The following is a 25,523-nucleotide window of genomic DNA, read 5'->3' on the forward strand; positions in this document are numbered from 1 at the left end:
GCCGAACCCACCGGGAGAACACCTTGAAGATCGAACGGTTGCAGACCATCGTGACCTGTCCGGGCCGCAACTTCGTGACGGTGAAGATCGTCACGGACGAGGGCGTCCATGGCCTCGGCGACGCCACGCTGAACGGGCGCGAGCTCGCCGTGCGCGCGTACCTGGAGGAGCACGTGTTCCCGTGCCTCGTCGGGCGCGATCCGCGCAACATCGAGGACATCTGGCAATACCTCTATCGCGGCGCCTACTGGCGGCGCGGCCCGGTGACGATGACGGCGATCGCGGCGATCGACATGGCGCTGTGGGACATCCTCGGCAAGCTGGCCGGCATGCCCGTGTACCGGCTGCTCGGCGGCAAGAGCCGCGACGGCCTGATGGTGTACGGCCACGCCAACGGGCGCGACCACGAGGAAGCGGTGGACGCGGTGCGCCGCCATATCGAGGAAGGCTATCTGGCGATCCGCGTGCAGTCGGGCGTGCCGGGGCTCGACAAGGTCTATGGCGTCGGCAAGGTGGCCGGCGAATACGAGCCGGCGCAGAAGGGCCTGCCGCCCGAGGAGCCGTGGGACACCGCGCTCTATCTGCGCCACACGCCCGAGCTGTTCCGCAAGGTGCGCGAGGCGGTGGGCTTCGAGCCGCATCTGCTGCACGACGCGCACCACCGCCTCACGCCGATCGAGGCGGGGCGCCTCGGCCGCGATCTCGAGCCATACCGGCTGTTCTGGCTGGAGGACGCGACGCCCGCCGAGAACCAGGAGAGCTTCCGGCTGATCCGCAGCCACACCACCACGCCGCTGGCGGTGGGCGAGGTATTCAATTCGATCTGGGATTGCAAGGACCTGATCCGCGAGCAGCTGATCGACTACATCCGCTCCACCATCGTGCATGCGGGCGGCATCACGCACGCGCGGCGCATCGCCGACTACGCCGCGATGTACCAGGTGCGCACCGGCTTCCACGGTGCCACCGACCTGTCGCCGGTCTGCATGGCGGCGGCCGTGAACTTCGGGCTGTGGGCGCCGAACTTCGGCATCCAGGAGCTGATGCCGCACAACGCGCTGACCAACGAGGTGTTCCCGCACGGCTACCGCTTCGACAAGGGTTTCCTCGTGATGGACGACGCGCCGGGGCTCGGCGTGGAGATCGACGAGGCGCTCGCGGCGAAGTATCCCTACGAGCGCGCCTATCTGCCGGTCGCACGGCTGCGCGACGGCTCGATGTGGAACTGGTGAGCGCGCCCGTCGCGACGCCGCGCGCGTCGCATTCCAACCCCTTTCAAGACATCAGGAACCTGACATGCTGAGCGTCGTCGTCGATCGTCCGAACAGCCTGAGCGTGCGCGAGATGCCGCTGCCCCAGCCCGCCGCGGGCGAGGTGCGCGTGCGCGTGCGTTACGCGGGCATCTGCGGCTCGGACCTGCACATCTATCGCGGGCACAACCCGTTCGTTTCGTATCCACGCATCATCGGCCACGAGTTCGTGGGCCGCGTCGAGGCGCTCGGCGAGGGCGTGGACGCCGCGCGCCTGGGCGAGCTGGTAGCCGTCGATCCGGTGATCAGCTGCGGCCGGTGCCAGGCCTGCCGGATCGGCCGGCGCAACGTCTGCCGCAAGCTGGTGGTGCTCGGCGTGCATCGCGACGGCGGCTTCAGCGAATACGTCTGCGCGCCGGCCGCCAACGCCTACCGGATTCCCGAAGGCATCGCCGACAGCTGCGCGGCGATTGTCGAGCCGTTCGCGGTGGCCGCCAACGTGACCGCGCGCACCGGCGTGCTGCCCGACGACGTCGCGCTGATCTACGGCGCCGGCACCGTGGGCCTGACGATCCTGCAGGTGCTCAAGCGCGTGTATGGCGTGCGCGCGTTCATCACCGACCGCCTCGACGAGCGGCTCGCGCTGGCGCGCCGCTGCGGCGCGGCCGACGACGAGACCATCAACACGGGCGAGGAGGAGATCGGCACGGCACTGCAGAAGCGCGGCGTGGACGGCGGGCCGACGCTGATCTTCGACGCGGTCGGCCATCCGGCGATCCTCGAGGAAGCGGTGCGGCTCGCGGCGCCGGCCGGCCGCATCGGGCTGCTCGGCTTCTCGTCCACGCCGTCGGCGATCGCGCAGCAGGAGCTGACCAAGAAGGAACTGACGCTGGCCGCTTCACGCCTGAACTGCGCGATGTTCCCGACCGTGATCGACTGGCTCGAGCGCGGGCTCGTGACGCCGGAGTCGATCGTCACGCACAAGGTGGATTTCCGCGATGTCGGCAGCGCGTTCGAGCTGGCCGAGCACAGCCCGAAGGACACCTGCAAGGTGCTGCTCGACTTCGCGCCGCAAGGCTGAGCGGCGCGGTCCCGCCGCCGCGCGGTCCGGCGGGACATCGCGCGGCGCCGACGCCGCGCTCACTCCCCGATCAGATGCACCACCACCTCGCGCCGGTGCGCGGCGCGGCGATGCTCGAACAGGTAGATGCCCTGCCAGGTGCCGAGCACCATGCGGCCATGCTCGACCGGAATCGACAGCTGCACCTGCGTGAGCGCCGTGCGCAGATGCGCGGGCATGTCGTCGAGGCCCTCGTCGTCGTGCTCGTAGCGCGCGGCGTCCTCGGGCGCGATCTCCTCGAAGTAGCGTTCGAGATCGCGCTGTACCGACGGATCGGCGTTCTCCTGGATCAGCAGCGACGCCGAGGTGTGACGGCAGAACACGGTCAGCAGCCCGTCGCGCATCGATTGCTGGTCGATGAACGCGCGCACGCGCGTGGTGAATTCGACGAGGCCGCGCCCGCGCGTCTCAATGGCAAGGTGCTGGATGGCCTGTTTCATGAGCGGCGTGCGGCTCAGGCCAGCGCGGCGAAGCCGTCGGCCTCGATCTGGGCCGACTCGGTGGGCCGCACCACGCGCGCCACTTCGGCGCCGTCGCGCAGGAACACCAGCGTCGGCCACAGCTTGACGCGGAACGAGCGGCCGAGCGGCCGGCCGGGGCCGTCCTCGATCTTCAGGTGGCGGACCTCGGGGTGGGCCGCGAACGCCTCGCGGATCGCGGGCTGCGCGCCCTTGCAGATGCCGCACCAGTTGGCGCCGAACTCGATCACGGTGGTGCCGGCGAGCGCGTCGACCTCGGCGCGGCTCGGCGCATCCTCGGAATAGGCTTGCGGGGAAGTCATCGTCGCTCCCTGTGCTGGAGGAAAGGGGCGGCCCGCGCTGCCATGTTTGCGGAGCCGTGACTGCCACTGTAGCGGAAACGGCCGCGGGCGGTGCGAGGCGCGCCCGGGATGATCAGTTCGACCCGCCCCGCGGCGGCGCGCACGACGCGCGGATCATCAGTTCGGCGGCCCAGCCCACGCTCTCGACCCCGGCCTGCCCGTCGAGCTGCGCCAGGATCAGCCGCGCCGCCTGCTTGCCGATCCCGGCGCTCGGCACGCGCACCGTCGTGATCGGGATCGGCAGCTCGGCCATCAGTTCGAAATCGTCGAAGCCGATCAGGCTCAGCTCGCCCGGCACGTCGATGCCGATCGCCATCGCCTCCAGCATCGCGCCCATCGCGAACGAGCCGTTGCCGCAGACGATCGCCGTGGGCCGCGCCACCGGCGCCTCCAGGATCCGGCGCAGCAGCTGCCGCCCTTCCTTCACGCTCCAGTAGCCCTCCACCTCGTGCGCCGGATGGATCGCGATGCCGCGCTCGGCCAGCGCGTCGCGCACGCCCATCCGGCGCGCGGCGGCGCGGTCGTTGGTGTCGGCGTTCTGCGCGATCATCGCGATGCGCCGGTGGCCGAGATCAAGCAGGTAGTGGGTGCAGTCGTAGAACGCGCGGTAGTTGTCCACGCCCACGCAGACGGTGCCGTGCCGCGGCGGGTAGGTGAAGGTGCTCACGCACGGGATGCGGCGCTGCTCGAGCAGCGGGTAGAGATCGGGATGATGGCCTTCGCCGACCATCACCACGGCGTCCACGCCGCGTTCTAGCATCTTGCGTACCTGCCGGTATTCGCGGTCGAGTTCGTACTCGGAGCAGGCCAGCAGCAGCGTGTAGCCCTCGTTCTCCAGTTCGTCCTGCAGCGTCTGGATCGCGCTCGCGAAGTGCTCGTTGGCGAGCGTGGGCACCACCGCGCCGATCGTGCCGGTGCGCTGCGTGGCGAGCGCGCGGGCCGCCGCGTGCGGCACCCAGCCGAGGTGGTCGATGGCCACCTGGATGCGCTCGCGCACGGCCGGCGAGACGATCTGCGGATTGTTGACGAAGCGCGAGACCGTGGCTTTCGAAACGCAGGCGAAATCGGCGACGTCTTTCAGCGTGGCGGCGCCGGCGCGCGGCGCGCTCGCGATGGCCGGTGCCGCATCGGGCTTGCTGCTGCGCGCACCTTTTGCCATGTCGATTGCCGGAGGAGGAGAGGGGCACATTATACCGGCGAGGCTTTGGCCGGCATTGAGCGATTGACGAAGCAAACTGAACGGAACGCGAAGGGGGCAAACGTTAAGCTTGCGCCTCCGTTTCGTCGTCGTGCGCGGCGAACCCGCTCAACCTCGTCAGTGAGATTTTCATGCGCTTTCCCGTTTCGTTTCAGGCCCCGGCAATCAATCGAAAGCAGGTGGGCGACATGGTCGTCACGATGTTGAGCGATGGCCATCTCGACGTGTCGTTCGAGGTGCTCCACGGCATCGACGCGGCCAGCGCCGGCGCGATCCTCGAACAGCACGGCGCGCCGGCGCTGCCGAGGCTGAACATCAATGCCTATGTCATCGAGACGGCGGCGCGCACGATACTCGTGGACAGCGGCGCGGGCGGCATCCATGGCTGGGGCGGCCGCCTGCAGGTGGCGCTCAGCGCCGCCGGCATCGATCCGCTGCGGATCGACACGGTGTTGCTCACCCATGCGCACCCGGACCATATCGGCGGCCTCGCGGCACCGCTTCGATCGCCGATCTTCAGGAACGTCCAGCAGCTGTTCGTGCATGAACGGGAACTCGCGTTCTGGCGTGACGACACCGTCTACTCGAACGCGCCCGACGGCTTCCGCCCGTTCTTCGAGGTGGCGCGGAACGCGTTCGGCGCCTACGAGGACAGGCTGGTCCCGTTCAGCCGGGAGTCGATCCTGCCCGGCATCCAGGCCGTGCCGCTGTTCGGCCACACGCCCGGGCACACCGGCTACCTGCTCGGCGAAGGACGCGACGCGCTGCTGATCTGGGGCGACATCGTGCATTTCCCGCACCTGCAACTCGCGCAGCCCGAGGTCACGATCGCCTTCGACAGCGACTCGAGGCAGGCCGCGGCCACGCGCGCCAGGCTGCTCGACCGCGTGGTCGCCGACCGGCTGTCGATCACCGGCATGCACTTCAATCTCCCGGCGGCCGGCTCGATCGCCCGCGACGGCAATGCCTATCGGCTCAGCTATGATCTGTGGTCTCCCGCCGTTTGAGTGGTCGGCGCATCGTCAATGAGGCCGTGCAGCAACATGGAACGTGAATCGGCGAGCGCGCTGCTCGTCAGCCTGCTCGATCTGGCGCGGTCCCCGGATGCGCTGCCGTGCGACTGCCTGCGCTCCGTGCAGGCGCATCAGGTCAACCAGTACGATGCCGACGGCGCCACGCTGTCGTTCCCGCTGCTGGGACGCTTCCGGTATCGCGAGCGGGACCGCTGGCGCGAGGTGCGCCCGGGCGAGATCCTGCTGGTGCCGACCGCGCGCAACATCGACGTCAGATATATCCCCGACCCCGACCAGGGCGAGTTCGTCGCGTTGAGCGTCGGGCTGCTCGACGAACAGCTGGAGGCGGCGCGGCTGTTGCTGGCCGCGCCGCCGCCGCCCGGCACCGACGAGATCGCCGCCGTGCCGTTCGAAACGGTGCTCTCGCCGCTGATGCGCTGGGCCGAGGCGATGCGCCACGGGCGCCGGACCCTGTCGCTGCTCGCGATGCTCGAGATCGTGATTTCGCTGCACGAATCGGGCTACATCACGCTCCTGCATCCGCGCGCGCCCAGCCTCGCGACCACCATCCGCCGGGCGGTCGCGCGGGATCCGGCCCACGGCTGGAGTTCGGCGGAGCTGGAAGCCCTTACCGGCCTGAGCGGCCCGACGCTTCGCCGGCACATGGCCGAGGAGCAAACCACGCTCAGGGCCGTGATCGCCGACGCGAGAATCGCTCAGGCGCTGCGTTTGCTGATGACGTCCCGCCTGCCGCTCAAGACCGTGGCATCGCGCGTCGGCTACAGCTCGCTCGCGAGCTTCAGCCGGCAATTCGTCGAGCGCTACGGGACCGAGCCGTCCAGCTTCCGGTAAGGCGGGGGCCGGCGGGGCCCCTGCCGCCCGACCACGCGGCGCTTACTGGTTCGACAGCTTCTTCGCCCACTTCATCAGGTGCCGCCCCGCGGCCACCACCTCGCCGCGCTGGTTGATCACCTCCATGTCGGCGGTGCTGCGGCGCTTCTCTTCATCGATCTCCGCCACCTTGTAGATCACCGTCACCGTGTCGCCGAGCAGCACCGGCCGGATGAAGCGGATGCGGTCGTAGCCGGCCGACACCGGGAATTCGTCCAGGTCGGTGCGATGGATGATGTGCGCGATGCTGATCGTCGAGGCCGTCGACATGTAGCCGACCAGCAGCGCGCCGTGCGCGATGCGCGTGCCGATCGCCGACTTCTCCTGCATGTACTGCTCGTTGATGTGGGTGTCGCTGAAGTCGCCGGTGAGGCCCGCGAACAGCGTCACGTCGGTCTCGCCGACCGTCTTCGCGAAGCGGAATTCCTGTCCGATTTCTACGCCCTTGATTGCCATCGTCTGTCTCCTGAACGGGTGATGTCCCTGCCATGAGCGGCCGGCGCGACCCTCGCGGCGGCTCGTCATTCGCTAAAAATGATACCGGTTACATCGTGAGAAAGTAAACGGGGTCGCGGATATGGGCCGAAGAAAACCAACGTATACGTGAAAATACTAGGTCAAATACAGGCTGATGTGAGTTTTAATGAAACCGGTTACACAGATACGGGAACGCAGGGCGGGCGACGCCCCCGGCGCAGGCAACGATCAGTCAGGAAGGCGACATGGAGACAATCACGGCGGCCGCGGCCGCGGCATTGGTGCAGGACGGCGACGCGGTGTTGATCAGCGGTTCGGGCGGCGGCCATTCGGTGCCCGAGGCGCTGCTGGCCGCGCTCGGCGAGCGCTATCGCGAGGTGCGGCAGCCGCGCGGCATCACCTCGATCAGCGTGGTGGGGGTGGGCGACCGGGCCGCGCTCGGCGCCACGCATCTCGCGCAGGAAGGGCTGCTGCGCCGCGCGATCACGAGCGCGCTGGTGGATTCTCCGGGCCTCGTCACGCTGGCCGCCGAGGACCGCATCGAGGCCTATACGCTGCCGCAGGGCGTGCTCTCGCAGCTGATGCGCGACATGGCGGCCGGCCGCCCGGGCCTGATCACGAAGACGGGCCTCGGCACCTTCGTCGATCCGCGCCAGCAGGGCGCGCGACAGAGCCCGCGCACGCCGGCCGATTTCGTCGAGCTGATGGAGCTGGACGGCGAGGAGTGGCTGCGTTTCAAGCCGCTGCCGCTGAACGTGGCGTTCCTGCGCGGCACCACCGCCGACGAGGACGGCAACGTCACGATGGAACAGGAGGCCGTGTTCGGCGAGATGCTGGCGATGGCGCAGGCCACGCGCCGCGCGGGCGGCATCGTGGTGGTGCAGGTCAAGCGCATGGCGAGCCGCAACACGCTGCCGCCGAAGCAGGTGAAGATCCCCGGCATCCTGGTGGACTTCGTGGTGGTGGTGCCCGAGCAGCGCCAGACCTACGCCACCGACTACGATCCGAGCTATGCCGGCGAGCTGCGCGTGCCGCTCTCGCAGATCACGCCGCTGCCGTTCGGCGCGCGCAAGGTGATCGTGCGGCGCGCGGCGATGGAGCTGTATCCCGGTGCCGTCTGCAACCTCGGCGCGGGGATTTCCACCGGGCTCTCGACGGTGGCCGCCGAGGAGGGGCTGCTCGACGCGGTGGTGCTGACCAACGAGCAGGGGCTGATCGGCGGCGCGCCGATCACGGGCCGCGACTCGGGCGGCGCGCAGAACTTCGCGGCGATGATCGACCAGCCGGCCCAGTTCGATTTCTACGACGGCGGCGGGCTTGATCTCGCGTTCCTGTCGTTCGCCGAGGTGGACGCGCGGGGCAACGTCAACATCAGCCGCTTCGGCGACAAGATCGTCGGCGTCGGCGGCTTCATGAACATCAGCCAGAACGCGAAATGCGTGATCTTCAGCGGCACCCTGACGGCGGGCGGCCTCGACATCGGCTGGGAGAACGGCCGCGCCGTGATCCGCGCCGAGGGCCGGCACCGCAAGTTCGTGCGCTCGCTCGAACAGATCTGCTACAGCGCGCAGCTCGCGCGCGCGCGCGGCCACCAGGTGCTGTTCGTGACCGAGCGCGCGGTGTTCCGCGTCGGCGACGCGGGGCTCGTGCTGTCCGAGATCGCGCCCGGCATCGACCTCGAACGCGACGTGCTCGGCCAGATGGCGTTCCGCCCGGCCGTCGCGCCCGATCTGAAGGAGATGGACGCGCGCTGCTTCCGGCCCGAGCCGATCGGCATGCGCGACGAGATCCTCGCGCGCGAACGGCGCTTCCGCTCGGCGCGGCTCGCGGCCTGGCACGCGGAGCAGCGGCGATGAGCGGCCCGCAGGCGCCGAACGAGGCGAACGCGATGAACGGGGTGGACGCGATCCGCGCGATGAACGCGGCCGGCGCGACACGCATCGGTTGTGCGATCGACGGCGCCACGCGCCTCTATGCGATCGTCGGCGATCCGGTCGCGCAGGTGCGTTCGCCCGCCGTCTACACCGAGGCGTTCGCGCGCGCCGGGCGCAACGCGCTGCTGTTCGCGGCGCAGGTCGGCGACGCGCGTTTCGACGAGGCGGTGCGCGGCCTGATGGCGCTCGGCAACCTCGACGGCCTGCTCGTCACCTCGCCGCACAAGGCGCGCATGGCGCCGCTTGCCGCGCGGCTGTCGCCGCGCGCGGCGATCGTCGGCGCCGTCAACGCGCTGCGGCGCGAGCCCGACGGTAGCTGGTCCGGCGAGATGTTCGACGGCGTCGGCTTCGTGGCCGCGGCACGGCGCGTGGCGCCGCTGGCCGGCCTGCGCGCGCTGGTGTTCGGCTGCGGCGGCGCGGGCGCCGCGATCGCGGCCGAGCTGGCGGCCGACGGCGTGCGCGAGATCGCGCTGCTCGATCCGGACCGCGCGCGCGCGGCGCGGCTGGCCGGCGAGCTGGCGCAGCACTTCCCCGCTTGCCGGGCCGGCATCGAGCGCGACGGTGGCGCCTACGACATCGTGATCAACGCCTCCACGGTCGGCATGCGCGACGGCGACGCGCTGCCGGGCGAGCCCGGCCCGCTCACGGCGCGCTCGATCGTCGGCGACGTGGTGCTGCGGCCCGAGGCGTCGCCCACCACGCTGGTGGCGCGCGCGCGGCAGGCCGGCGCGCGCATCGTGTCGGGCCGCGACATGCATGCGGGGCAGGTCGACGCGATCCTCGATTTCTTCGCGGTGCCGCGCTGACGCCATCCCCAACACCTCATCAGGAGACACGCTCATGTCGCTGCTCGGTCGGGCGGCGGTGCTGATCTGGAACGACGTACTCGACAGCGCCGAGACCGCTTTTTATCAATGGCATGACAACGAACACATCCCCGAGCGGCTCGCGCTGCCCGGTTTCCGGCGCGGCCGGCGCTACCGCGGTGGCGGCGAGCCGGCCTGGCTGACCGTCTACGAGGCCGACGACCTCGGCGTGCTGACGAGCCCCGCCTACCTCGAACGGCTCGACCATCCCACGCCCGCCACGCGCGAGACCGTGAAGTCGTTCCGCAACACCGCGCGCTCGATCTGCCGCGTGGAGCGCAGCACGGGCGGCAGCACCGGCGGCCATGCGCTGACGCTGCGGCTGCCCGCCGACGCGGGCCTCGACGTCGAGGCCGCGTTCGCCGCGCTGCCGGCCGCCACCGGCGTGCTGGCCATGCATCTGCTCGCGGCCGACGACGCGGCGAGCCGCATCGACACCGCCGAATCGCGCGAGCGCGCGTTCGTGGTGCCGCCGCGCGTGCTGATGGTGGAGACGTCGACGCTGGCGGCCGCGCGGGCGGCGCTCGACCGGCTCGGCGAGATGACCCGGGCAATCGATGACGCGGCGCGGCCGGGCCTGGCCGCCGGCGCCGGGATCTTCTCGCTCGAGATCTGCCGGCTGCCGGCCCCCTGAGCCGGGCGCCCGTTCACCGAACCCCATGCATCCGCAACATTGAGGAAACCGAATGAAACTGCTCAGATACGGCCCCATCGGCCAGGAACGTCCCGGCGCGCTCGATCGCGACGGCCAGCTTCGCGATCTGTCGTCGCTGTGCGACGACTTCACGCCGGCCTTCTTCGCCGACGGCGGCATCGAGCGCCTGCGCGGCGTGGCGCTCGAGACGCTGCCGCGCGTCGACGGCACGCCGCGCATCGGCGCGTGCATCGCCCAGCCGGGCAACTTCATCGCGATCGGGCTCAACTACGTGCAGCACGCGATCGAGACCAACGCGCCGATCCCGGCCGAGCCGATCCTGTTCAACAAGGCGCCGTCGTGCCTGTCCGGTCCCTACGATCCGGTGGTGCTGCCGAAGGATTCGCGCAAGTGCGACTGGGAGGTGGAGATCGCGCTCGTGATCGGCAAGCCGGCGCTCTGCGTCGACGAGGCGAGCGCGCTCGACCACGTGGCCGGCTACTGCGTCTGCAACGACGTGTCCGAGCGCGAGATGCAGCTCGAACATGGCGGCCAGTGGGTCAAGGGCAAGATGTTTCCGAGCTTCGGCCCGCTCGGCCCGTGGCTCGTCACGCCCGACGAAGCCGGCGACGCGCAGCGGCTCGGCCTCTGGCTCGACCTGAACGGCCGGCGCCTGCAGGATTCGTCCACCTCGGACATGATCTTCAGCCTGGCGCGGATCGTTTCGTATGCGAGCCACCACGTGCTGCTGCAGCCCGGCGACGTGATCACCACCGGCACGCCGCCCGGCGTCGGGCTCGGCATGCAGCCCGAGCAATACCTCAAGCCCGGCGACGTGATGGAACTCGGCGTCGAGGGGCTCGGCGTGCAGAAGCAGACCGTGATCGCGTGGGAGGATTCGCGGTTCGCGCGCGGCGTGAAGTAGGGCAGTCAGGCAGCAAGCAGGCGATCAGGCAATCGGGCGGGAGACCGCGTGACCGGCCGCGGCGCCGCGTTCGCGCGGCGCGCCGCTACGACACGACGAAGCCGCGCCGCGCTGGCGGAATCGGCTTCGTCATACCAAACATGGAGACCCGGCGCCAGGCCGCCGGAGCAACGGACGGGCCTGGCCCGCGAAGGAGTGCGTCATGAGAACGACGGAAGCCGCGGAGCACGCGGTGGTGAAGAAGACGGCCTGGTATCGCGACATCACCTGGCGCCAGTGGCGCGTGCTGATCGCGGCGTGGGGCGTGTGGGTGATGGACGCGGTCGATTTTCTCGCCATCACGTTCGTGCTGCGCGACATCGCGAACGAGTTCCACGTCGGGCTGGACGTGGCCTCGCTGCTGCTGTTCGCCACCTACGGCGTGCGCTGGCTGGGCGGCCTGCTGTTCGGCAGCCTCAGCGACCGGATCGGCCGCAAGATCCCGCTCGTCATCACGCTTGCCTGGTTCACGGGCGGCGCGGTGCTGACCGGGCTGTCGTGGGACTTCACGGTGCTGGCCGTGTTCCGGCTGCTGCTCGGCTTCGGCATGGCGCCGGGCTTCTCGCTCGGCGCGACGATGGTGGCCGAGTCGTGGCCCGAGAAATACCGTTCGATCGGCATCGGCATCCTCGACACCGGCTGGGGGCTCGGCGCGATCGGCGCGGCGGTGGCCTACGACCTCGTCTATCCGGCGTTCGGCTGGCGCGCGATGTTCTTCGTCGGCGTGTTGCCCTCGATCGTGCTCGGCCTGTTCATCCTGTTCTGCGTGCCCGAGTCGGACGCGTTCCGCCATGGCCGGGCGCGCGCGCGCGTGCCGCTGCGCGACAATCCCGCGGTCGTGCTGTTCCGCCAGTATCCGAGGCGGGTCGGCTATCTGGCGCTGCTGATGCTGGTGCTCTGCTTCGGCTCCTGGCCGTTCCAGGGCTTGTTTCCAACTTACCTGAAATCGCTGTCGTTCGCGCCGGGGCTCGTTACCTGGCTGACCATGACCTCGGCCATCGGGCAGGTGCTCGGCTTCTTCGCGTCGGGCTTCATCGCCGAGCGCATCGGGCGGCGGCTCGGCATCGGCCTGATGATCGGCATCGGCTCGCTGTGCGTGGCCGCGCTCGTGTACAGCGTCCACCAGTTCCTGCTCGCCGAACTGTTCGCGTTCCTGAGCGGGTTCTTCCTGGTCGGCTCGTCGGGCATCTGGGGGACCATCCTCACCGAGAACCTGCCGCGCGACGTGCGTGCCTCCGGCGTCGGCTTCCTCTACAACGTCGGCGTGGTCGGCGGCGGGCTCGCGCCGTACATCGTGCTGTCGACGGTGAAGTCGCTCGACATGACGATCGCGCTCGGCATCGCCGTGTTCAGCGTGGTGGCCGCGTTCGCTGCGATGCTGATCCTGCTGCGCGTGCAGGAGACCAAGGGGCTGCGGCTCGCGGAGATCGACGCGGGAGCGGGCGAGTGAACGAACGGCCGCGCCGCCGCCCCCACCTGATGCCGGGGCCGGGGCGCCGCCACCCGCCGGGCGGGCCTTCTTCCGGGCGGCGTCCCTGCTCATGGCGCCACGCCCCCATTTCTCCTTCCCACGTCCCCGCGTTCACTCGGCCGGCCCCGCCAGCCCCGCCATCTCCATGCCCGCCTCGGCCTCGCGTATCGCGCGCACGTCGCGTTTCGGCGGCTGGCCGAACAGGCGGCTGTATTCGCGACTGAACTGCGTCGGGCTTTCGTAGCCGACGCGATGCGCGGCGCTGGCCGCGTCGATCCGCTCGTTGAGCATGAGCCGGCGCGCCTCGTGCAGCCGCAGATGTTTCTGGTACTGCAGCGGGCTCATCGCGGTCAGCGCGCGAAAGTGCTGGTGCAGCGTCGATTCCCCCATGCCCGCCGCGCGCACCAGCTCGCCGATACTGAACGGCCGCGAGAAGTTCTCGCGAATCCAGCGGATCGCGGCGGCCACGCGGTTGGTCTGGGTGCCGAGCTGCACCGCCTGCCGCAGCCGCGCGCCGGCCGGGCTCGTCAGGACGCGGTACAGCAGTTCGCGCTCGATCGAGCGGGCGAGGATCGGGATGTCCTCGGGCGCGTCGAGCAGTGTCACGAGGCGCAGCGCGGCCTGCGCGATGGCCGGCGTGACCGGGCCGAGCGCCATGCCGGTGGCGGCCGACGGCGTGCGCGGGCCGTGCTGGTCGACCTCGGCGATCAGGTCGGCGGCCAGCGCCAGGTCGATGTCGAGCTTGATCGAGTAGTACGGCGCGCTCGGGCTCGCGTCGAGTACCTGCACCACGGTGGGCAGCCCGACGGCCGTGAGCAGGAAGCGCGAGGCGTCGTAGACGTAGGTCTGCCCGGCCAGCATCACGCGCTTCGCGCCGCACGCGATCAGCGCGAACGACGGCTCGTAGAGAAACGAGGCGGGCTCGGTGGGCGCATGGACGCCGTGGATCGTGAGGCCCGCGATCGGCGTGGCGCCTTCGTTGCGGCCGCCGAGATGGCGCGCCACGATCGCGGCGATGCCGGTGCGGGCCGCCGCCGTGCCGGCGGCGTCTTCCGGCTTCGCGGAATGCATGTCCATGTTTTGTTTCGCCTCCGGTTGAGCGGCGCGGGCCGCGAGCGTGCACCGGTTTGCGGTGCGGTTTGCTGACCGGTATGCCGCCTGACTCGTGCCCCGGATTTGTCGCCCGATGCCTGCCTGACGGGCCGGCTTGCCTGCCTCGCCGATCCATCGACCCGTCGCCCGACGCGCGCCCGGTTCATCGGGAAAGTATACGGCGCGGCCCGCTTCGCCGGGCGGCGCATTCTTGCCCGATCCCGCGAATGTCTTGCCTGTTTCCCCGAGGGGAAGGTGGCGCGCGCGCCGCCGGCGGATCAGGCAAGAACCATGCTGGATCGGGCTACCGCCGGCGCGTTCGGGCGTTCTACAGTCGATGCAACGACGCGATGCGCCAGCGCGGCCTGCACAAAAGCCCGGCGGCCATCGCGGTTCCGCAGTCGAACCCACCCCAAGGAGAACCCTCATGGCAACCTGGCTGATCACCGGCGCGAACCGCGGCCTCGGTCTGGAAATCGCGCGCGCCGCGCTCGACGCGGGCGACCGCGTGCTGGCCACGGCGCGCGATCCGGCGCCGATCGCGGCAGCGCTCGACGGTTTCGGCGAACGCCTCGCCACCACGCGGCTCGACGTGACCGACGCGGCCTCGATCGCGGCGGCCGTCGACCTTGCCCGGCAGCGCTTCGGCGGTATCGACGTGCTCGTCAACAACGCCGGCTACGGCCAGCTCGGGCCGTTCGAGCTGATCTCGCCGGCCGCGATCGAGCGCCAGTTCGACACCAACGTGTTCGGCGCGTTCGAGGTGACGCGCGCGGTGCTGCCGGTCATGCGCGCGCAGCGCTCGGGGCACGTCGTCACGCTGTCGTCGATCGCGGGGCTGATCGGCATCGAGGGCGCGTCGATCTACTGCGCGAGCAAGTTCGCGCTCGAAGGCTGGTCCGAATCGCTGGGGCAGGAAGTGGCGCGCTTCGGCATCCGCACGATGCTGATCGAGCCGGGCCGGTTCCGCACCGACTTCCTCGACGCGAGCTCCGTCAGCCACGGCGATCTGGCAATCGACGACTACGCCACGCTGGCCGCCGACAGCCGCGCCGAACTCGACGCCGGCAATCACCAGCAGGCCGGCGATCCGGTCAAGCTCGGCCGCGCCGTGGTGACGCTGGTGCATGCGCCGGAGCCGCCCGTGCGCTACGGCGCCGGCTCGGAGGCCTACGGCGTGATGGTGGCCCGGGCCGAGCGCCTGCGCGCCGAGGCGGAGGCATGGCGCGAGCTGTCGCTGTCCAATGATCTGGACGCGTGAGGCGTGGGGTGGTCGAGCCGCGAGTCGTGACGCGCAAGGCTCGGGGCCGATGCACGGGCATGGTCGTCGGGGCGTCGCGTCGCGCGTGTCGCCCGACGCGGTGCGTGCGCGGCGGCTGCGCAAGGCTTGTCGACTCGCATCGATGTCGGGCGCGTGGCCAGACGATCCCGCGTCGATCGAGGTGCCGGCGCGTATCGCCTGCGTCGGGTGCCAAGGCGGGTTCGCGATTGTACGTTCGACGACCCAACGGACTTTTCCAAGGCCACTACCGTGCGGGTGACCGCGCCGCGCGATGCTGGTGGGGATGTTGCACTCGTGAAGGATGCGTCGGTATTTATCGTGGTCGTAACCATGGTCGACGTAGACGCGGCCAGGACGGCTCAGCGGCCGTCCACGCACGCCGCCGATCGGCACGATGGCCTCGATCAGCGGAACCAGTTGGGTGACGTCGTTGCGATTGGCGCCGCTCAGGATTGCCGCGATCGGCGTTCCGTTGGCGCCGGTTGCGATGTAGTGCTTGGAACCGGGTCGCGCTCGATCGGTGGGGTTCGGGCCAGTTTTTCGCCCGCCCCAACCGCACGAATCGACGATGAGTCGACGACCACGCGGGAGAAGTCGATCTTCTCGGCCGCTCGCAGTTTCGCCAGCAGCACGGCGTGCAGTCGATCCCACACGCCGGCTTGCTGCCAATCGCGCAGCCTGCGCCAACAACTTACGCCTGAGCCGCATCCCATTTCGGACGGTAAATCGCGCCAACGAATGCCCGTCTTCAACACAAATAGGATGCCCGTCGAAGCCGCGCGATCCGCTATTGGCTTGCGACCGGGATACTTGACGCGGCGCCGCTTTGACGGAGGGAGCAGTGGTTCGATCAGTGCCCAAAGTTCGTCATCAATGATTGGCTTACCCATCCCCTTGGCCCGTCTGTCACGACGGCCAAGGTTAACAGGATGCTGAAGAAGTTAACAACCCTTGGGCTCTTTTTGAAACCGTCTCTAAGAAGCGTTTCGCGGCTGCCTTGTCGCGACGTTTCTGTAACAGCACGTCGAGCTCCATGCCGTGCTCATCCACCGCGCGCCACAGCGCATACGGCTCGCCTCGCAGTTCACGAACAGCTCATCGAGGTGCCACGTCGTGCCCGGCCTGGGGCGGACGGCCTTCGCACAATGCGCAAACTGCGCGCCGAATCGGTCACACCAGTTGCGCACCGATCCGTATGTCACCTCCACGCCGCGCTCGAGCAGCAGTTCCTCTATATCGCGCAGGCTGAGGTTGAAGCGGTGGTACCAGCGCACCGCGCAGCTGATGATCGCTGCCGGGAAACGATAGCCGTGAAATGAGCAGCGGGTCTTCAATACCCCCGCGCTTTATGCCTCCCAAGAATGACTGTTATCGACGGCGCCTGCCTTTTTCGAAAAAGCGCTGACCCTCATCATTTGCTCACCGTCAACCAACAGGAGCAGCACGATGAGCAACTTCCAAACCTACACGATCGATAACGCACCGGCGGCGTCGAGAGCCAGCCTCGAAGACACGAAGCGCGCCTTCGGCTTCGTCCCCAATCTTCAGGCGCATATGGCGGAATCGCCCGCACTGCTGGCCGGTTACTCGGCGCTGTGGGACCTGTTCTCGAAGAGCACGCTGACGCCGCACGAACAGCAGGTGGTCTACCTGACATCGAACTTCGAGAACAACTGCCACTACTGCATGGCCGGTCACAGCGCGCTCGCAAAGATGATCAAGATGGACGCAGGTGTGATCGCCGCACTGCGCGCCGGCACGCCGCTGCCCGATGCCAAACTCGAAGCGCTGCATCGCTTTACGACGCTTGTGGTGCGTGAGCGGGGTTTCGTCCCGGATGCCGAAGTCGACGCGTTTCTTGCTGCCGGCTATACCCGTCAGAACGTCCTCGAAGTGATCCTGGGCGTGGCGACCAAGGTGATGAGCAACTACACGAACCACATCGTCCACACCGAACTCGACGGCTTCATGGCCGGTAACGAGTGGACCAAACCGGTCGCTGTCGCTGCTGCGGCCTAAGCCGTCTCGAGGAGCCCTGACGGCTCCCGCCCAACCCTTACACAAGCTCGCCGAGAAACCGCCATGTCCACGTTCGACCGCTATAAAAACGCTTACCCCAACGCACGACTGACCCGCACACCGAACGGTGTGCTCGAGGTCCGTTTCCACACCGAAGGCGCGAAGCTCGTCTTCAACGGCCACACGCATGAGCAGTTCACCGATATGTTTCATCAGATCGGCGAAGATCCGGATAACCGCGTGGTCATCCTGACGGGGAGTGGCGACGCATTCATGGACGCGATCTCGCCGGAAGGTTTCGATTTCTTCACGCCGCGTGGCTACGACAAGATCTTCCGCGAAGGCCGCAAGATCCTGATGAACATCCTCGACATCGAAGTGCCGATGATTGCAGCGCTCAACGGCCCGGTCCTGCTGCATTCAGAATATGTCCTGCTGTGCGACATCGTGGTGGCGACGCCCGAGACCGTGTTCCAGGACATGCCGCATGCCGCATTCGGTATTGCTCCCAACGATGGCGTGCATCTGCTGTGGCCGGAAATGATTGGCAGCATTCGCGGCCGGTACTTCGTGCTCACGCAGCAAAAGCTCGACGCTGCAGAGGCGAAGTCTCTGGGCGTCGTCAATGAAATTGTCCCCGCGGATCAACTGCTCGATCGCGCGCATGCCATCGCCGCGACGATCGCGAAGCAACCGCCGCTCACCACCAAATACACCCGCATCGGCCTGACTCAACGCCTACGTCGCGTCATCGACGAGGGGATCGGCTACGGCCTCGCGCTCGAAGGCATCACCGCAGCCGAAGTGGCGCGCATCGCAGCAGCACAGAGCGCCACCTGAATTCATGGCGTTGTCAAGTTGTCGATGTCCAGCGGACGGATGCTCAGGCGAATGCGGCCACTTCTTTGCGATTCCCCGAACCCGGCGTCCGGTTGACCGCCGAATGGGTCCAGGTCAGGTTGTTGCGCGAAGGCTTGTATAGTAGGGCATGAAGAAATCGACCGATGCCGTCCAGCCGTGCGTTGATTCGCCGATCTCGTTCAAAGGCTACCGCTTCCCACCTGACGTGATCAGCTACACGGTGTGGCTGTACTACCGATTTCCGCTGAGCCTGCGCAGGGTCGAGGAAATGCTGGCGGCACGAGGCATCGAGCTGACCTATGAGACGGTGCGATGCCGGGCCACGAAGTGTGGTCTGGCGATCGCCCGGCGCATCCGTTCCACGGCCTCGAGCCGCAGCGACAAATGGCACCTCGACGAGGTCGCGGTGACCATTCGCGGCGTGAAGCATTGGCTCTGGCGAGCCGTAGATCAATAGTATGCGGTCAGGTAATGACGCCCCTCGATGAAGGGACCGTCTTGGAGAGTCGCTGGCCGTCTCTCAAGAAACCATGGCACTCGTAGAAGGGTGAGCAGCCTGTCGGTGGTCCCCGCTCGTCACTTCCAACCTTACACATCCGACCTGCCGAAACCAGTGTTCTGCAGCGTCAATCAGTGCGTTACCAACTCCGTTTCCTCGATATCGCTCGTCAACGACCATGCTAGTTATGCGTCCGGGACTGCCCGCCACGTGGAACAACGGTAGGACGTGAAGGCTGATACTACCGATGACTTCTTCTCGTACAGATGCGACAGTGATTCTATCCATCGGGCTCGGAAGCATCGCTTCAATCTTCTGGAGGACTAGGGCCGGGGTTGTCTGGCAGCCTAGTTGCTGCAGCAAGAGCGCGATTGTTACGTGATCCGATGATCGCAATTCACGGATGAGAATTCCTGAGGTCTTCATCACGTACAGAGTTCCAAGGTAGAAGATCTTCGTCGTCGCTTAGTACTACAGCCGTAGATAGAACGAAGAGGGAGGTACGCCACCCCGTCGCCGGTAGTGGCATTGCTGTGCGCGATACCGGTGTCTACGGCGCCATGTGGACCACGCCAGCACGTACTCGACGGAGTATGTGCCTCGCCATAGCAGCCGGCATAGCAGCCTACGTATCTCTTGTACGCTAAGCGGCACCGAACCTTCAGGTGTTTTTTTGCCATGTGCCCTCAGGGCTACGAGCACGGCATGCGCCAGTAGGGATAGCGTGATGTGGCGATACCAGCCATGCCACCGGCGCACCTCGTAGTGGTCAAGCCCACATTCGCCTTGGGTTGCCTCGAAGCCCGTTTCGATTTCCCAGCGCCGACCCGCGACGTTGACCAAGGTTTGCCTTGTCGCCTTGCTGCGCGGCGCGAACACGACGTAATACGCGTGTTCGCGTTTCTCATCGGGGCTGCGCCGTACCAACAGATCATGTCCGAAGCGACGCGCTTCGGCGGTGATCTGCAAACGCCACAGCGGTGTAAGTGCCCAGTCATACAGGCGCTCCCGCTTGGCACCTGCACTCGATGACAGGCGTCGCCACGCCCGTGCCGGCAGGGATTTGGCGATCTGCTCGGCACGTACGTAGTCGGGATCCTGCCACCACAGAGGTTCGTTCTTCGCGACGGCCAGCACGAATGACTGGCCTCGTGATTCGAGCCACAACCTGAGATGACGGTCGCCGCCGTAAGCTTCATCACCCGTAACCCAGCCACACGGCACGCCTGCATCCAGCGCCCGTTCAAGCATGCTGCGCGCGAGTTGCGGCTTCGTTGCAAACTCCACCGATTCGGGAATGCCCGCTGCCTTGCAGCGCATACGGTCGTCGGTCCGCGCCTTGGGTACATACAGCTCGCGATCAATAAACGCGCTACCGCCACGGCCGGCATAGCAGAGGAACACGCCAATCCGGCTGTTCTCGATACGACCAGCGGTGCCGCTGTACTGGCGTTGAACACGGGCCGAGTGCTGCCCCTTCTTGACAAAGCCTGTCTCATCCACGATCAGCACCGCGTCGCGTTCACCCACCTGCTCAACCACATACTCCCGCAATAAATCGCGTGCGGCATGGACATCCCACTGCGCCCGCTCTAGCAGGTGCTGCACGCCATCGGGTATCGACTCGCCGATCCATTCGGAGAGTTGCCAGCCGTTTTTACGTTCGACCGTGCTCATCAAGCCTTTCAGGTACGCGAGTGACCGTTGCCGTGGCTCCGGACGCTTGAACAGGTCGCCGAGCCGTCGATGCAAAGACGCTAGTTCATGCTCCCACGCTTTTTCAGTTGAAGGCATCGGCCATTTATATCGTCATCCTAATTATTTTTAATTTAATGAAAAATCTACGGCTGTAGGACTAAGCGGCACGGCCGATGCGTCGTGGTCGACCAAATGGATCTGTTAGCGTCGCAGGTCCTCGACAGCAGATTGGCGTTTGCTTCGGGAGCGCAGGGCGTGGCCCGTTTGCCTGCGAGCATTACGCGGGACTGTCGCGCTCTACGTTTGGCCCGGTCGTCATTGGACGGTCAAGGACAGCGACATCAGCGCTCGAGTCTGAGATGCATGTCAAGGCAGAGGGATAATGAAGACACCATTATCTTCGCCTCTCTAACTGCGCGACATCCACTTTTCAGGCACGGATCGACGCGTCGTCCAGGCGACGCCGCTTGCACGAAACGCCACGCTCACCACCGATCGCGAGGCCGGGAACCTCCCGGTGGATGGCCGCGCATAGAAGATGCTATGCGTAATCGATGAGTGCCGAGCGATCGAGGTCGGTGCCCGCCTGTATCGCAGATGTGATCCTGATGCTGTCGATCATGCAGTTGTACAACAAACTCTCGCATTCATACGGCCGGACAACGGCGCCGAATTCACCGCCGCCAAGGTCGTGCGCTGGTTGCGAGACGCCGCAATCGGCCAGACCTTCATTGCGTCTGACAGTCCATGACAAAGCGGGTTATTGAAGCCTTAAACGGCAGGCTGCGCGACGGATTGCCAAACCGCGAATGGTTCCGCAGTCGCGCCGGGGCCAGGATGCTCATCGAATGCTGCCGGTAGTTCTACAACGAGCGGCGACTCGACAGCGCGCATTGCTACCAACCTCCGGCCACGGTACGTCGGCCCTGGCTGGAGCCCGATAATTCGACCGAGACTCGCTGCCGGACCGGTCACTCTGCGGCAGGTCTTGACGTCTGCATAGGCACGCTTCGCGACGCGGAAGCTCGCCGGATTGCTTTCGTAGGCCCGGTGCGAGGCATCCTGGGGGCTTACGCCGAGTACCTCAACAAGTTCCCACGTACAGGGGGCAACACTCCGTCGCCGCTGTCCCGTACGGACAACTGTATGTCTCCGATCGTCAATTGCGAGACCATCGACGCGTTTAGATTGAACGCCATCGTGAAGATGGCATGCCTGGTAATGCTTGCACCGGTAACGTCACTTCGTCATCGCGGACCTCGCATAACTTACATCACATTTCACTTATGGCATCGACACAGTCCCTTTGTGTTCTCGACGACACGCTCGATCTGCATGACGAACTGAGTAGTATTCGCCGCCGCCTGCATCGGTATCCGGAACTGGCATACGAGGAAACCGGTACGTCGGAGCTCGTGGCAGAGTGTCTGGAGCACTGGGGTTACAGGCTGACCCGCGGCATTGGCGGAACGGGCATGGTGGCTACACTCAAGGCGGGGAACAGTCCACGTGCCGTCGCGTTGCGCGCCGACATGGATGCGCTCCCGATCGTCGAGGAAACCGGTCTGCCCTACGCTAGTGCCGAACCCGGAAAGATGCATGCATGCGGCCACGACGGCCACACGGCCATACTGCTCGGTGCCGCGCGCCATCTTGCTCGCACTCGTCGTTTCGACGGAACGGTGCATCTCGTTTTCCAGCCGGCGGAGGAGATTCTCTCGGACAGCGGAGCAAAGCGGATGATCGAGGACGGCCTGTTCGAGCGTTTTCCCTGCGAGGCGATCTTTGGACTACATAACCAGCCGGGTTATCCGGCCGGTAACTTCATGTTTTGTGGCGGCCCGTTCATGGCGGCGTGCGACACGGTGGACATCGTGATCGATGGTTACGGTGGCCACGCTGCGCGTCCGCATCTCGCGGTCGATCCGATCGTGATTGGCTCGCAACTGGTGATGGCGCTGCAGACCGTAGTGTCGCGCAGCGTAGACCCGATGCAGGCTGCAGTGGTGACGGTCGGTTCGTTCAACGCGGGAGCGGTGGCCAATGTGATTCCCGGTAGTGCTCATCTGCAGATCAGCGTTCGCTCTTTCGATGCGCAAACCCGCAAGCTGATAGAGGCACGCATACGGACGCTTGCACAAGCTCATGCAGATGCCCACAGCGCGCGCGTTGAAATCGACTACATCCCAGGTTATCCAGTGCTTGTGAATAGCAGGAAGGAAACCGACCTGGCGCTCGCGGTTGCACGCGAACTGGTCGGCGAACACCGCGTTATTAGCGACTTCGCCCCGTTTGCCGGCAGCGAAGACTTCGCCTACTACCTTCAGGAAAAGCCGGGCTGCTTTCTGCGATTGGGTAACGGCGAACACTCGCGCACTCTGCACAACGCATCCTACGATTTCAACGACGACAATCTCACCGTGGGCGCGGCCTACTGGACGCGGCTCGTCGAGCAATTTCTTCCGTTACAGCAGTAGCACTCGTCATTCCGGCTGAAGCGCTCGCCCAGCGGGTTTGCGCTTCGGCCGCGATCCGGCATCGCCAGAATACCCTGGTTTCACTAAATTTCTGTCGACGGCATCCACGAAACAACGCCGGGACAGAGCTTGCGTGTTTTTGTGCGACCCACTCGGTACTTCGGTACTTCCCCTGCCTGTCCCAAAATGCAAACAGATTGTCCTTTGAAGTGAACTGACGGCTATTTTGGTCTTTTAACTTAGCTTCCAATACGCGCGCCGCGCTTCTGCCAATGGCCTGCATGGCGAACGCGGATCAGGCGAATCGTGAACCGAACGGCAACATGCGCACCGACCACCCTCCGTCGAGGCGACAGCCATTTAACTCAAACGTATCAAAATATAGATGCGGGAGGTAATCAATGGAATCAGTAAAGCGAGGTGAAACGCGTCCCACGCCGAAGCGGCGCGTCGCACTGACGACGATCTTGCTCGCATTGGCTTTTTCCCTCTCTTACATGGATCGGCAGATCTTGCCGTTGCTTCTCGAACCGATCAAACACGCATTCTCATTAACAGATTCAGAAGTCGGCATGCTGCAGGGGCTGGCATTCGGCGCGTTTTACGCATGCTCCGGTGTCGTCCTGGGCGTGCTGGTAGACAGGTTTCACCGAGTCGGGATTGCTGCCGCGTGCGTCGCTTTCTGGGGCCTCGCGACGGCGGCGTGCGGGTTGGCAGGAAACTTTATTCAGCTTTTCGTTGCACGCACGAGCACAGCGATTGGCGAAGCGGGCTGCTCGCCAGCGTCGTACTCGATTCTCTCAGACATGCTGTCCGGGCGAGCGCTGTTGAGAGCAACCGCGGTGTACAACGTCGGCCCTTATGTGGGAGGAGGGATGGCCCTTATTCTCGGCAGTATGGCACTGCGCCATTTCACCACTGCTGACGGGATGGATGTGCCGTTGATCGGACATATCGAGCCATGGCAGTCGGTTTTTCTCGTTCTGGGACTTCCCGGTATCCTGCTGGCGGCACTCATTCTTGCGCTGAAGGAGCCGAAACGTCACGAGTCCGGGCAGGAGATCGACACGTCAACTCGGGCGACTTTGCAGTTCATCTTCAGTAGCCCAATGCTGTTGTTTTACTTCGCTGCATTTGTTTTCAGCACGTCTGGATTGTTCGTGCTTCTGACCTGGTTTCCAAGTCTGATGATCCGCGAGGGCTTTGGGACCGCGGCGACGATTGGGCGCCCGTTGGGTGCCATCTTTCTGGCGGTGGGCTTGTGCGGCTGTGTTGCATCACAGCTTCTCTTGCGAAAGCTCGAAAATCGCAATCTCTTGAGTTCGCTGCTCAAGCGAATGTCGGCGATGTGGGCAGTCCAGCTTCCGCTGGCCGTAGCGTTCATTTTCGTCGACACGGCTAGCCTTGCCTATTTGTTTTACGCGTCGCAAGTCATCATTTTTTCCGTCGTCACGACCTTTATGGTCGCTCCCATTCAACTCGCGGTTCCCAATCGTATGCGAGGTCGCGCGACCGGTGTGTTCATGACTTTCAACTACATGTTGGGCGCGAGTATCGGACCGTGGTCGGTGGGCGTGTTGAGCGATCGGATGAAGGAAAACCCACACGGCCTGCTCACGGCATTCGTAATGGTATTGGGTGTGTCGGCGGCCGGCGCCGCGGTCTCTATCTACCTTTCTTCGACCAGGAAGACGCGGATGAATCCGGTCGATTCTTTGCCGCAGCAGTCCGTCTCGGGAAACATATAGATCACGCGAACGGAAGTCCAGATTTAGGGCAATAGACATGCTTAGTCTGTATATTTCGTATAACTACTCATATGCAACGTGCAATGAAAAGTCAAAAAAATGGCTGGCGAACCTGTGCCTGTCGATCTTTTTGGTAGTTCCGGCTGTTTCGGACGCCCAGAGTAGCGTCACCTTGTTCGGAACGCTGGACGAAGGTATCGAGTATCTGACGAACGCGAACAAGACATCGCATTCGGCGGTGCAGTCAGGGCCTGCGGAGATTTACTCAAATTCGTTCGGTTTGATGGGTTCTGAAGGACTGGGTGGCGACGTCAAGGCCATTTTCAGGCTCGAAGGCGGCTTCAATCCCTACAACGGTACGTCGATACAAGGCGGGCGTCTTTTCGGGAGACAGGCGTGGGTAGGGATTCAGAACAGCAATAACAGGATCATTCTCGGCCGGGTCTATACGCCTCTTTACGACGTGATCGGCTATCTCGATCCGCTGCAAGGTTCCAACGTAAGCCTGTGGACCATGGATGGCGGAATGGTGTCGCGCATGGACAATGCGGTCAGATACACGCGCTCGGATGGGCCGTTCCACGAAAATGTCCAATACAGCTTTGGCAGCGCCAGTGTGGAAAGCACGATCAACGGAACGGCCGGAGCAGGCTCTCGCTCCAAGGAATTCGCCGCGTCTGCTGACTACACCGCCCGGCAATTGATGGCCGGGATCGTGTACGACAACATCCATGGCCCCATGACTTCAGCGCAATACGGCTTGGGGTTGTTTGTGCCCTCGGCGGTCCCGGCAGCGTCTTCCGGCGCACCGCAACGGGCTGAGCGTATCGCCGCGGCCCTCAGATATAAGTGGGACGGCACGTCGCTGTTCGCAGGCTACCGCCATCTAAGGACGGTCGCGCAGGCCGGCAACGAAAACTCGAATCTGTACTGGGGAGGCGTTACCGAGCAGTTTACGCCTGCGTGGACGGGGACTGTCGGTGCGTATCACCAGCGGGTTGCTGGTGAGGATGCCCGGCCCACGATGGTCGCGCTTCAGACGCAGTACCGGCTATCAAAATCGACGGGCGTGTACGGCAACGCCGGCAAAGTCTGGAATACCCGTCTTAGCAACATGGGGCTGGACCTTCAGACCCAGACTTTGCAGGGAGCGGGTCAGTTCGGTGCCAGCATCGGCATCTTTCACTTCTTTTAAAGCAGCCCGACGTC

The 25,523-nt window shown here is 65.7% G+C and carries 21 protein-coding genes and 5 pseudogenes; 17 read left to right on the forward strand and 9 right to left on the reverse strand.

All coding sequences use genetic code 11. The annotated features are described in order from the left end of the window. Positions 1-23 precede the first annotated feature (23 nt). On the forward strand, positions 24-1,232 hold the full coding sequence (manD, locus tag bpln_RS18590) for a D-mannonate dehydratase ManD (protein WP_042626928.1): 1,209 nt from the start codon (positions 24-26) through the stop codon (positions 1,230-1,232). Between the two features lie 64 nt (positions 1,233-1,296). Then, positions 1,297-2,331 carry a Zn-dependent oxidoreductase gene (locus tag bpln_RS18595; protein WP_055139645.1) on the forward strand — a complete coding sequence of 345 codons (1,035 nt, stop codon included), beginning with the start codon at positions 1,297-1,299 and terminating at the stop codon, positions 2,329-2,331. A 59-nt stretch (positions 2,332-2,390) separates the two neighbouring features. On the opposite strand, the gene bpln_RS18600 is transcribed toward bpln_RS18595, so the two are convergent. From bpln_RS18600 to bpln_RS18610, 3 genes are all read right to left on the reverse strand, one after another. Continuing rightward, positions 2,391-2,810, reverse strand: coding sequence for a secondary thiamine-phosphate synthase enzyme YjbQ (locus bpln_RS18600; protein ID WP_042626930.1), 420 nt, complete (start codon positions 2,808-2,810; stop codon positions 2,391-2,393). A gap of 14 nt (positions 2,811-2,824) precedes the next feature. Continuing rightward, positions 2,825-3,151 carry a thioredoxin family protein gene (locus tag bpln_RS18605; protein WP_042626931.1) on the reverse strand — a complete coding sequence of 109 codons (327 nt, stop codon included), beginning with the start codon at positions 3,149-3,151 and terminating at the stop codon, positions 2,825-2,827. Positions 3,152-3,263: 112 nt separating this feature from the next. Then, entirely contained in the window at positions 3,264-4,349 is a 1,086-nt protein-coding gene (locus tag bpln_RS18610; RefSeq protein ID WP_042626932.1) for a LacI family DNA-binding transcriptional regulator, read from the reverse strand. Positions 4,350-4,519: 170 nt separating this feature from the next. Here bpln_RS18610 and bpln_RS18615 point away from each other — a divergent pair, with 170 nt between their 5' ends. After that, on the forward strand, positions 4,520-5,395 hold the full coding sequence (locus bpln_RS18615; protein WP_055139646.1) for an MBL fold metallo-hydrolase: 876 nt from the start codon (positions 4,520-4,522) through the stop codon (positions 5,393-5,395). Positions 5,396-5,431: 36 nt separating this feature from the next. Then, on the forward strand, positions 5,432-6,253 hold the full coding sequence (locus bpln_RS18620) for a helix-turn-helix transcriptional regulator (RefSeq protein ID WP_082465347.1): 822 nt from the start codon (positions 5,432-5,434) through the stop codon (positions 6,251-6,253). 42 nt (positions 6,254-6,295) lie between these two features. Here the strand turns inward: bpln_RS18620 and bpln_RS18625 are convergent, their stop codons facing one another. Beyond that, the gene (locus tag bpln_RS18625) at positions 6,296-6,748 is read right to left on the reverse strand and encodes a MaoC family dehydratase (protein WP_042626934.1); all 453 of its coding nucleotides are present in this window, start codon (positions 6,746-6,748) and stop codon (positions 6,296-6,298) included. A 266-nt stretch (positions 6,749-7,014) separates the two neighbouring features. On the opposite strand from bpln_RS18625, the gene bpln_RS18630 reads away from it, so the two are divergent. The 5 genes from bpln_RS18630 to bpln_RS18650 all read left to right on the forward strand — a co-directional run bounded on the left by bpln_RS18630 (position 7,015) and on the right by bpln_RS18650 (position 12,617). Then, positions 7,015-8,625 carry an acyl CoA:acetate/3-ketoacid CoA transferase gene (locus bpln_RS18630; RefSeq protein WP_055139648.1) on the forward strand — a complete coding sequence of 537 codons (1,611 nt, stop codon included), beginning with the start codon at positions 7,015-7,017 and terminating at the stop codon, positions 8,623-8,625. Further along, on the forward strand, positions 8,622-9,509 hold the full coding sequence (locus tag bpln_RS18635) for a shikimate dehydrogenase family protein (RefSeq protein ID WP_244132044.1): 888 nt from the start codon (positions 8,622-8,624) through the stop codon (positions 9,507-9,509). The genes bpln_RS18630 and bpln_RS18635 overlap by 4 nt, the downstream gene beginning before the upstream one ends. A gap of 34 nt (positions 9,510-9,543) precedes the next feature. Continuing rightward, positions 9,544-10,203, forward strand: coding sequence for a hypothetical protein (locus tag bpln_RS18640; protein WP_055139649.1), 660 nt, complete (start codon positions 9,544-9,546; stop codon positions 10,201-10,203). A gap of 52 nt (positions 10,204-10,255) precedes the next feature. Continuing rightward, entirely contained in the window at positions 10,256-11,128 is an 873-nt protein-coding gene (locus bpln_RS18645) for a fumarylacetoacetate hydrolase family protein (RefSeq protein ID WP_042626937.1), read from the forward strand. Between the two features lie 202 nt (positions 11,129-11,330). Then, positions 11,331-12,617, forward strand: coding sequence for an MFS transporter (locus bpln_RS18650; RefSeq protein WP_055139650.1), 1,287 nt, complete (start codon positions 11,331-11,333; stop codon positions 12,615-12,617). A gap of 132 nt (positions 12,618-12,749) precedes the next feature. Here the strand turns inward: bpln_RS18650 and bpln_RS18655 are convergent, their stop codons facing one another. Continuing rightward, entirely contained in the window at positions 12,750-13,715 is a 966-nt protein-coding gene (locus bpln_RS18655; RefSeq protein WP_063891295.1) for an AraC family transcriptional regulator, read from the reverse strand. Positions 13,716-14,157: 442 nt separating this feature from the next. Here bpln_RS18655 and bpln_RS18660 point away from each other — a divergent pair, with 442 nt between their 5' ends. Beyond that, a complete protein-coding gene (locus bpln_RS18660) occupies positions 14,158-14,991 on the forward strand; it encodes an SDR family NAD(P)-dependent oxidoreductase (protein WP_055139651.1) in 834 nt (277 codons plus the stop codon). A 222-nt stretch (positions 14,992-15,213) separates the two neighbouring features. Here the strand turns inward: bpln_RS18660 and bpln_RS34150 are convergent. Both bpln_RS34150 and bpln_RS34155 read right to left on the reverse strand, forming a co-directional pair. Next, a pseudogene (locus tag bpln_RS34150) lies at positions 15,214-15,902 on the reverse strand (IS5 family transposase); the annotation flags it as partial. 76 nt (positions 15,903-15,978) lie between these two features. Then, a pseudogene (locus bpln_RS34155) lies at positions 15,979-16,346 on the reverse strand (IS6 family transposase); the annotation flags it as partial. Between the two features lie 112 nt (positions 16,347-16,458). Between bpln_RS34155 and bpln_RS18665 the strand changes: the two are divergent. The 3 genes and pseudogenes from bpln_RS18665 to bpln_RS18675 form a co-directional block, all read left to right on the forward strand. After that, a complete protein-coding gene (locus bpln_RS18665) occupies positions 16,459-17,031 on the forward strand; it encodes a carboxymuconolactone decarboxylase family protein (protein WP_042626940.1) in 573 nt (190 codons plus the stop codon). A 63-nt stretch (positions 17,032-17,094) separates the two neighbouring features. Beyond that, positions 17,095-17,871 (forward strand): enoyl-CoA hydratase/isomerase family protein, encoded by a 777-nt coding sequence (locus tag bpln_RS18670; RefSeq protein WP_042626941.1) that lies wholly within the window; start codon positions 17,095-17,097, stop codon positions 17,869-17,871. 148 nt (positions 17,872-18,019) lie between these two features. Next, positions 18,020-18,346: pseudogene (locus bpln_RS18675) on the forward strand (IS6 family transposase); the annotation flags it as partial. A gap of 66 nt (positions 18,347-18,412) precedes the next feature. Here bpln_RS18675 and bpln_RS37830 read toward each other — a convergent pair. Together bpln_RS37830 and bpln_RS34165 are read right to left on the reverse strand one after the other, a co-directional pair. Further along, positions 18,413-18,817, reverse strand: coding sequence for a GNAT family N-acetyltransferase (locus bpln_RS37830; RefSeq protein ID WP_338026003.1), 405 nt, complete (start codon positions 18,815-18,817; stop codon positions 18,413-18,415). Between the two features lie 243 nt (positions 18,818-19,060). Then, positions 19,061-20,185: pseudogene (locus tag bpln_RS34165) on the reverse strand (IS701 family transposase); the annotation flags it as partial. A 421-nt stretch (positions 20,186-20,606) separates the two neighbouring features. Here bpln_RS34165 and bpln_RS37835 point away from each other — a divergent pair. From bpln_RS37835 to bpln_RS18690, 4 genes and pseudogenes are all read left to right on the forward strand, one after another. Next, a pseudogene (locus bpln_RS37835) lies at positions 20,607-21,034 on the forward strand (integrase core domain-containing protein); the annotation flags it as partial. A 341-nt stretch (positions 21,035-21,375) separates the two neighbouring features. Beyond that, the gene (locus bpln_RS18680; RefSeq protein ID WP_055139652.1) at positions 21,376-22,566 is read left to right on the forward strand and encodes a M20 aminoacylase family protein; all 1,191 of its coding nucleotides are present in this window, start codon (positions 21,376-21,378) and stop codon (positions 22,564-22,566) included. Positions 22,567-22,967: 401 nt separating this feature from the next. Further along, entirely contained in the window at positions 22,968-24,314 is a 1,347-nt protein-coding gene (locus bpln_RS18685; protein WP_082465349.1) for an MFS transporter, read from the forward strand. A 37-nt stretch (positions 24,315-24,351) separates the two neighbouring features. Continuing rightward, positions 24,352-25,509 carry a porin gene (locus bpln_RS18690; protein ID WP_082465350.1) on the forward strand — a complete coding sequence of 386 codons (1,158 nt, stop codon included), beginning with the start codon at positions 24,352-24,354 and terminating at the stop codon, positions 25,507-25,509. The last annotated feature ends 14 nt before the right edge of the window (positions 25,510-25,523 follow it).

Origin of the sequence: Burkholderia plantarii (assembly GCF_001411805.1) — a bacterium.
In the GTDB taxonomy this organism is placed as follows: Bacteria; Pseudomonadota; Gammaproteobacteria; order Burkholderiales; family Burkholderiaceae; genus Burkholderia; species Burkholderia plantarii.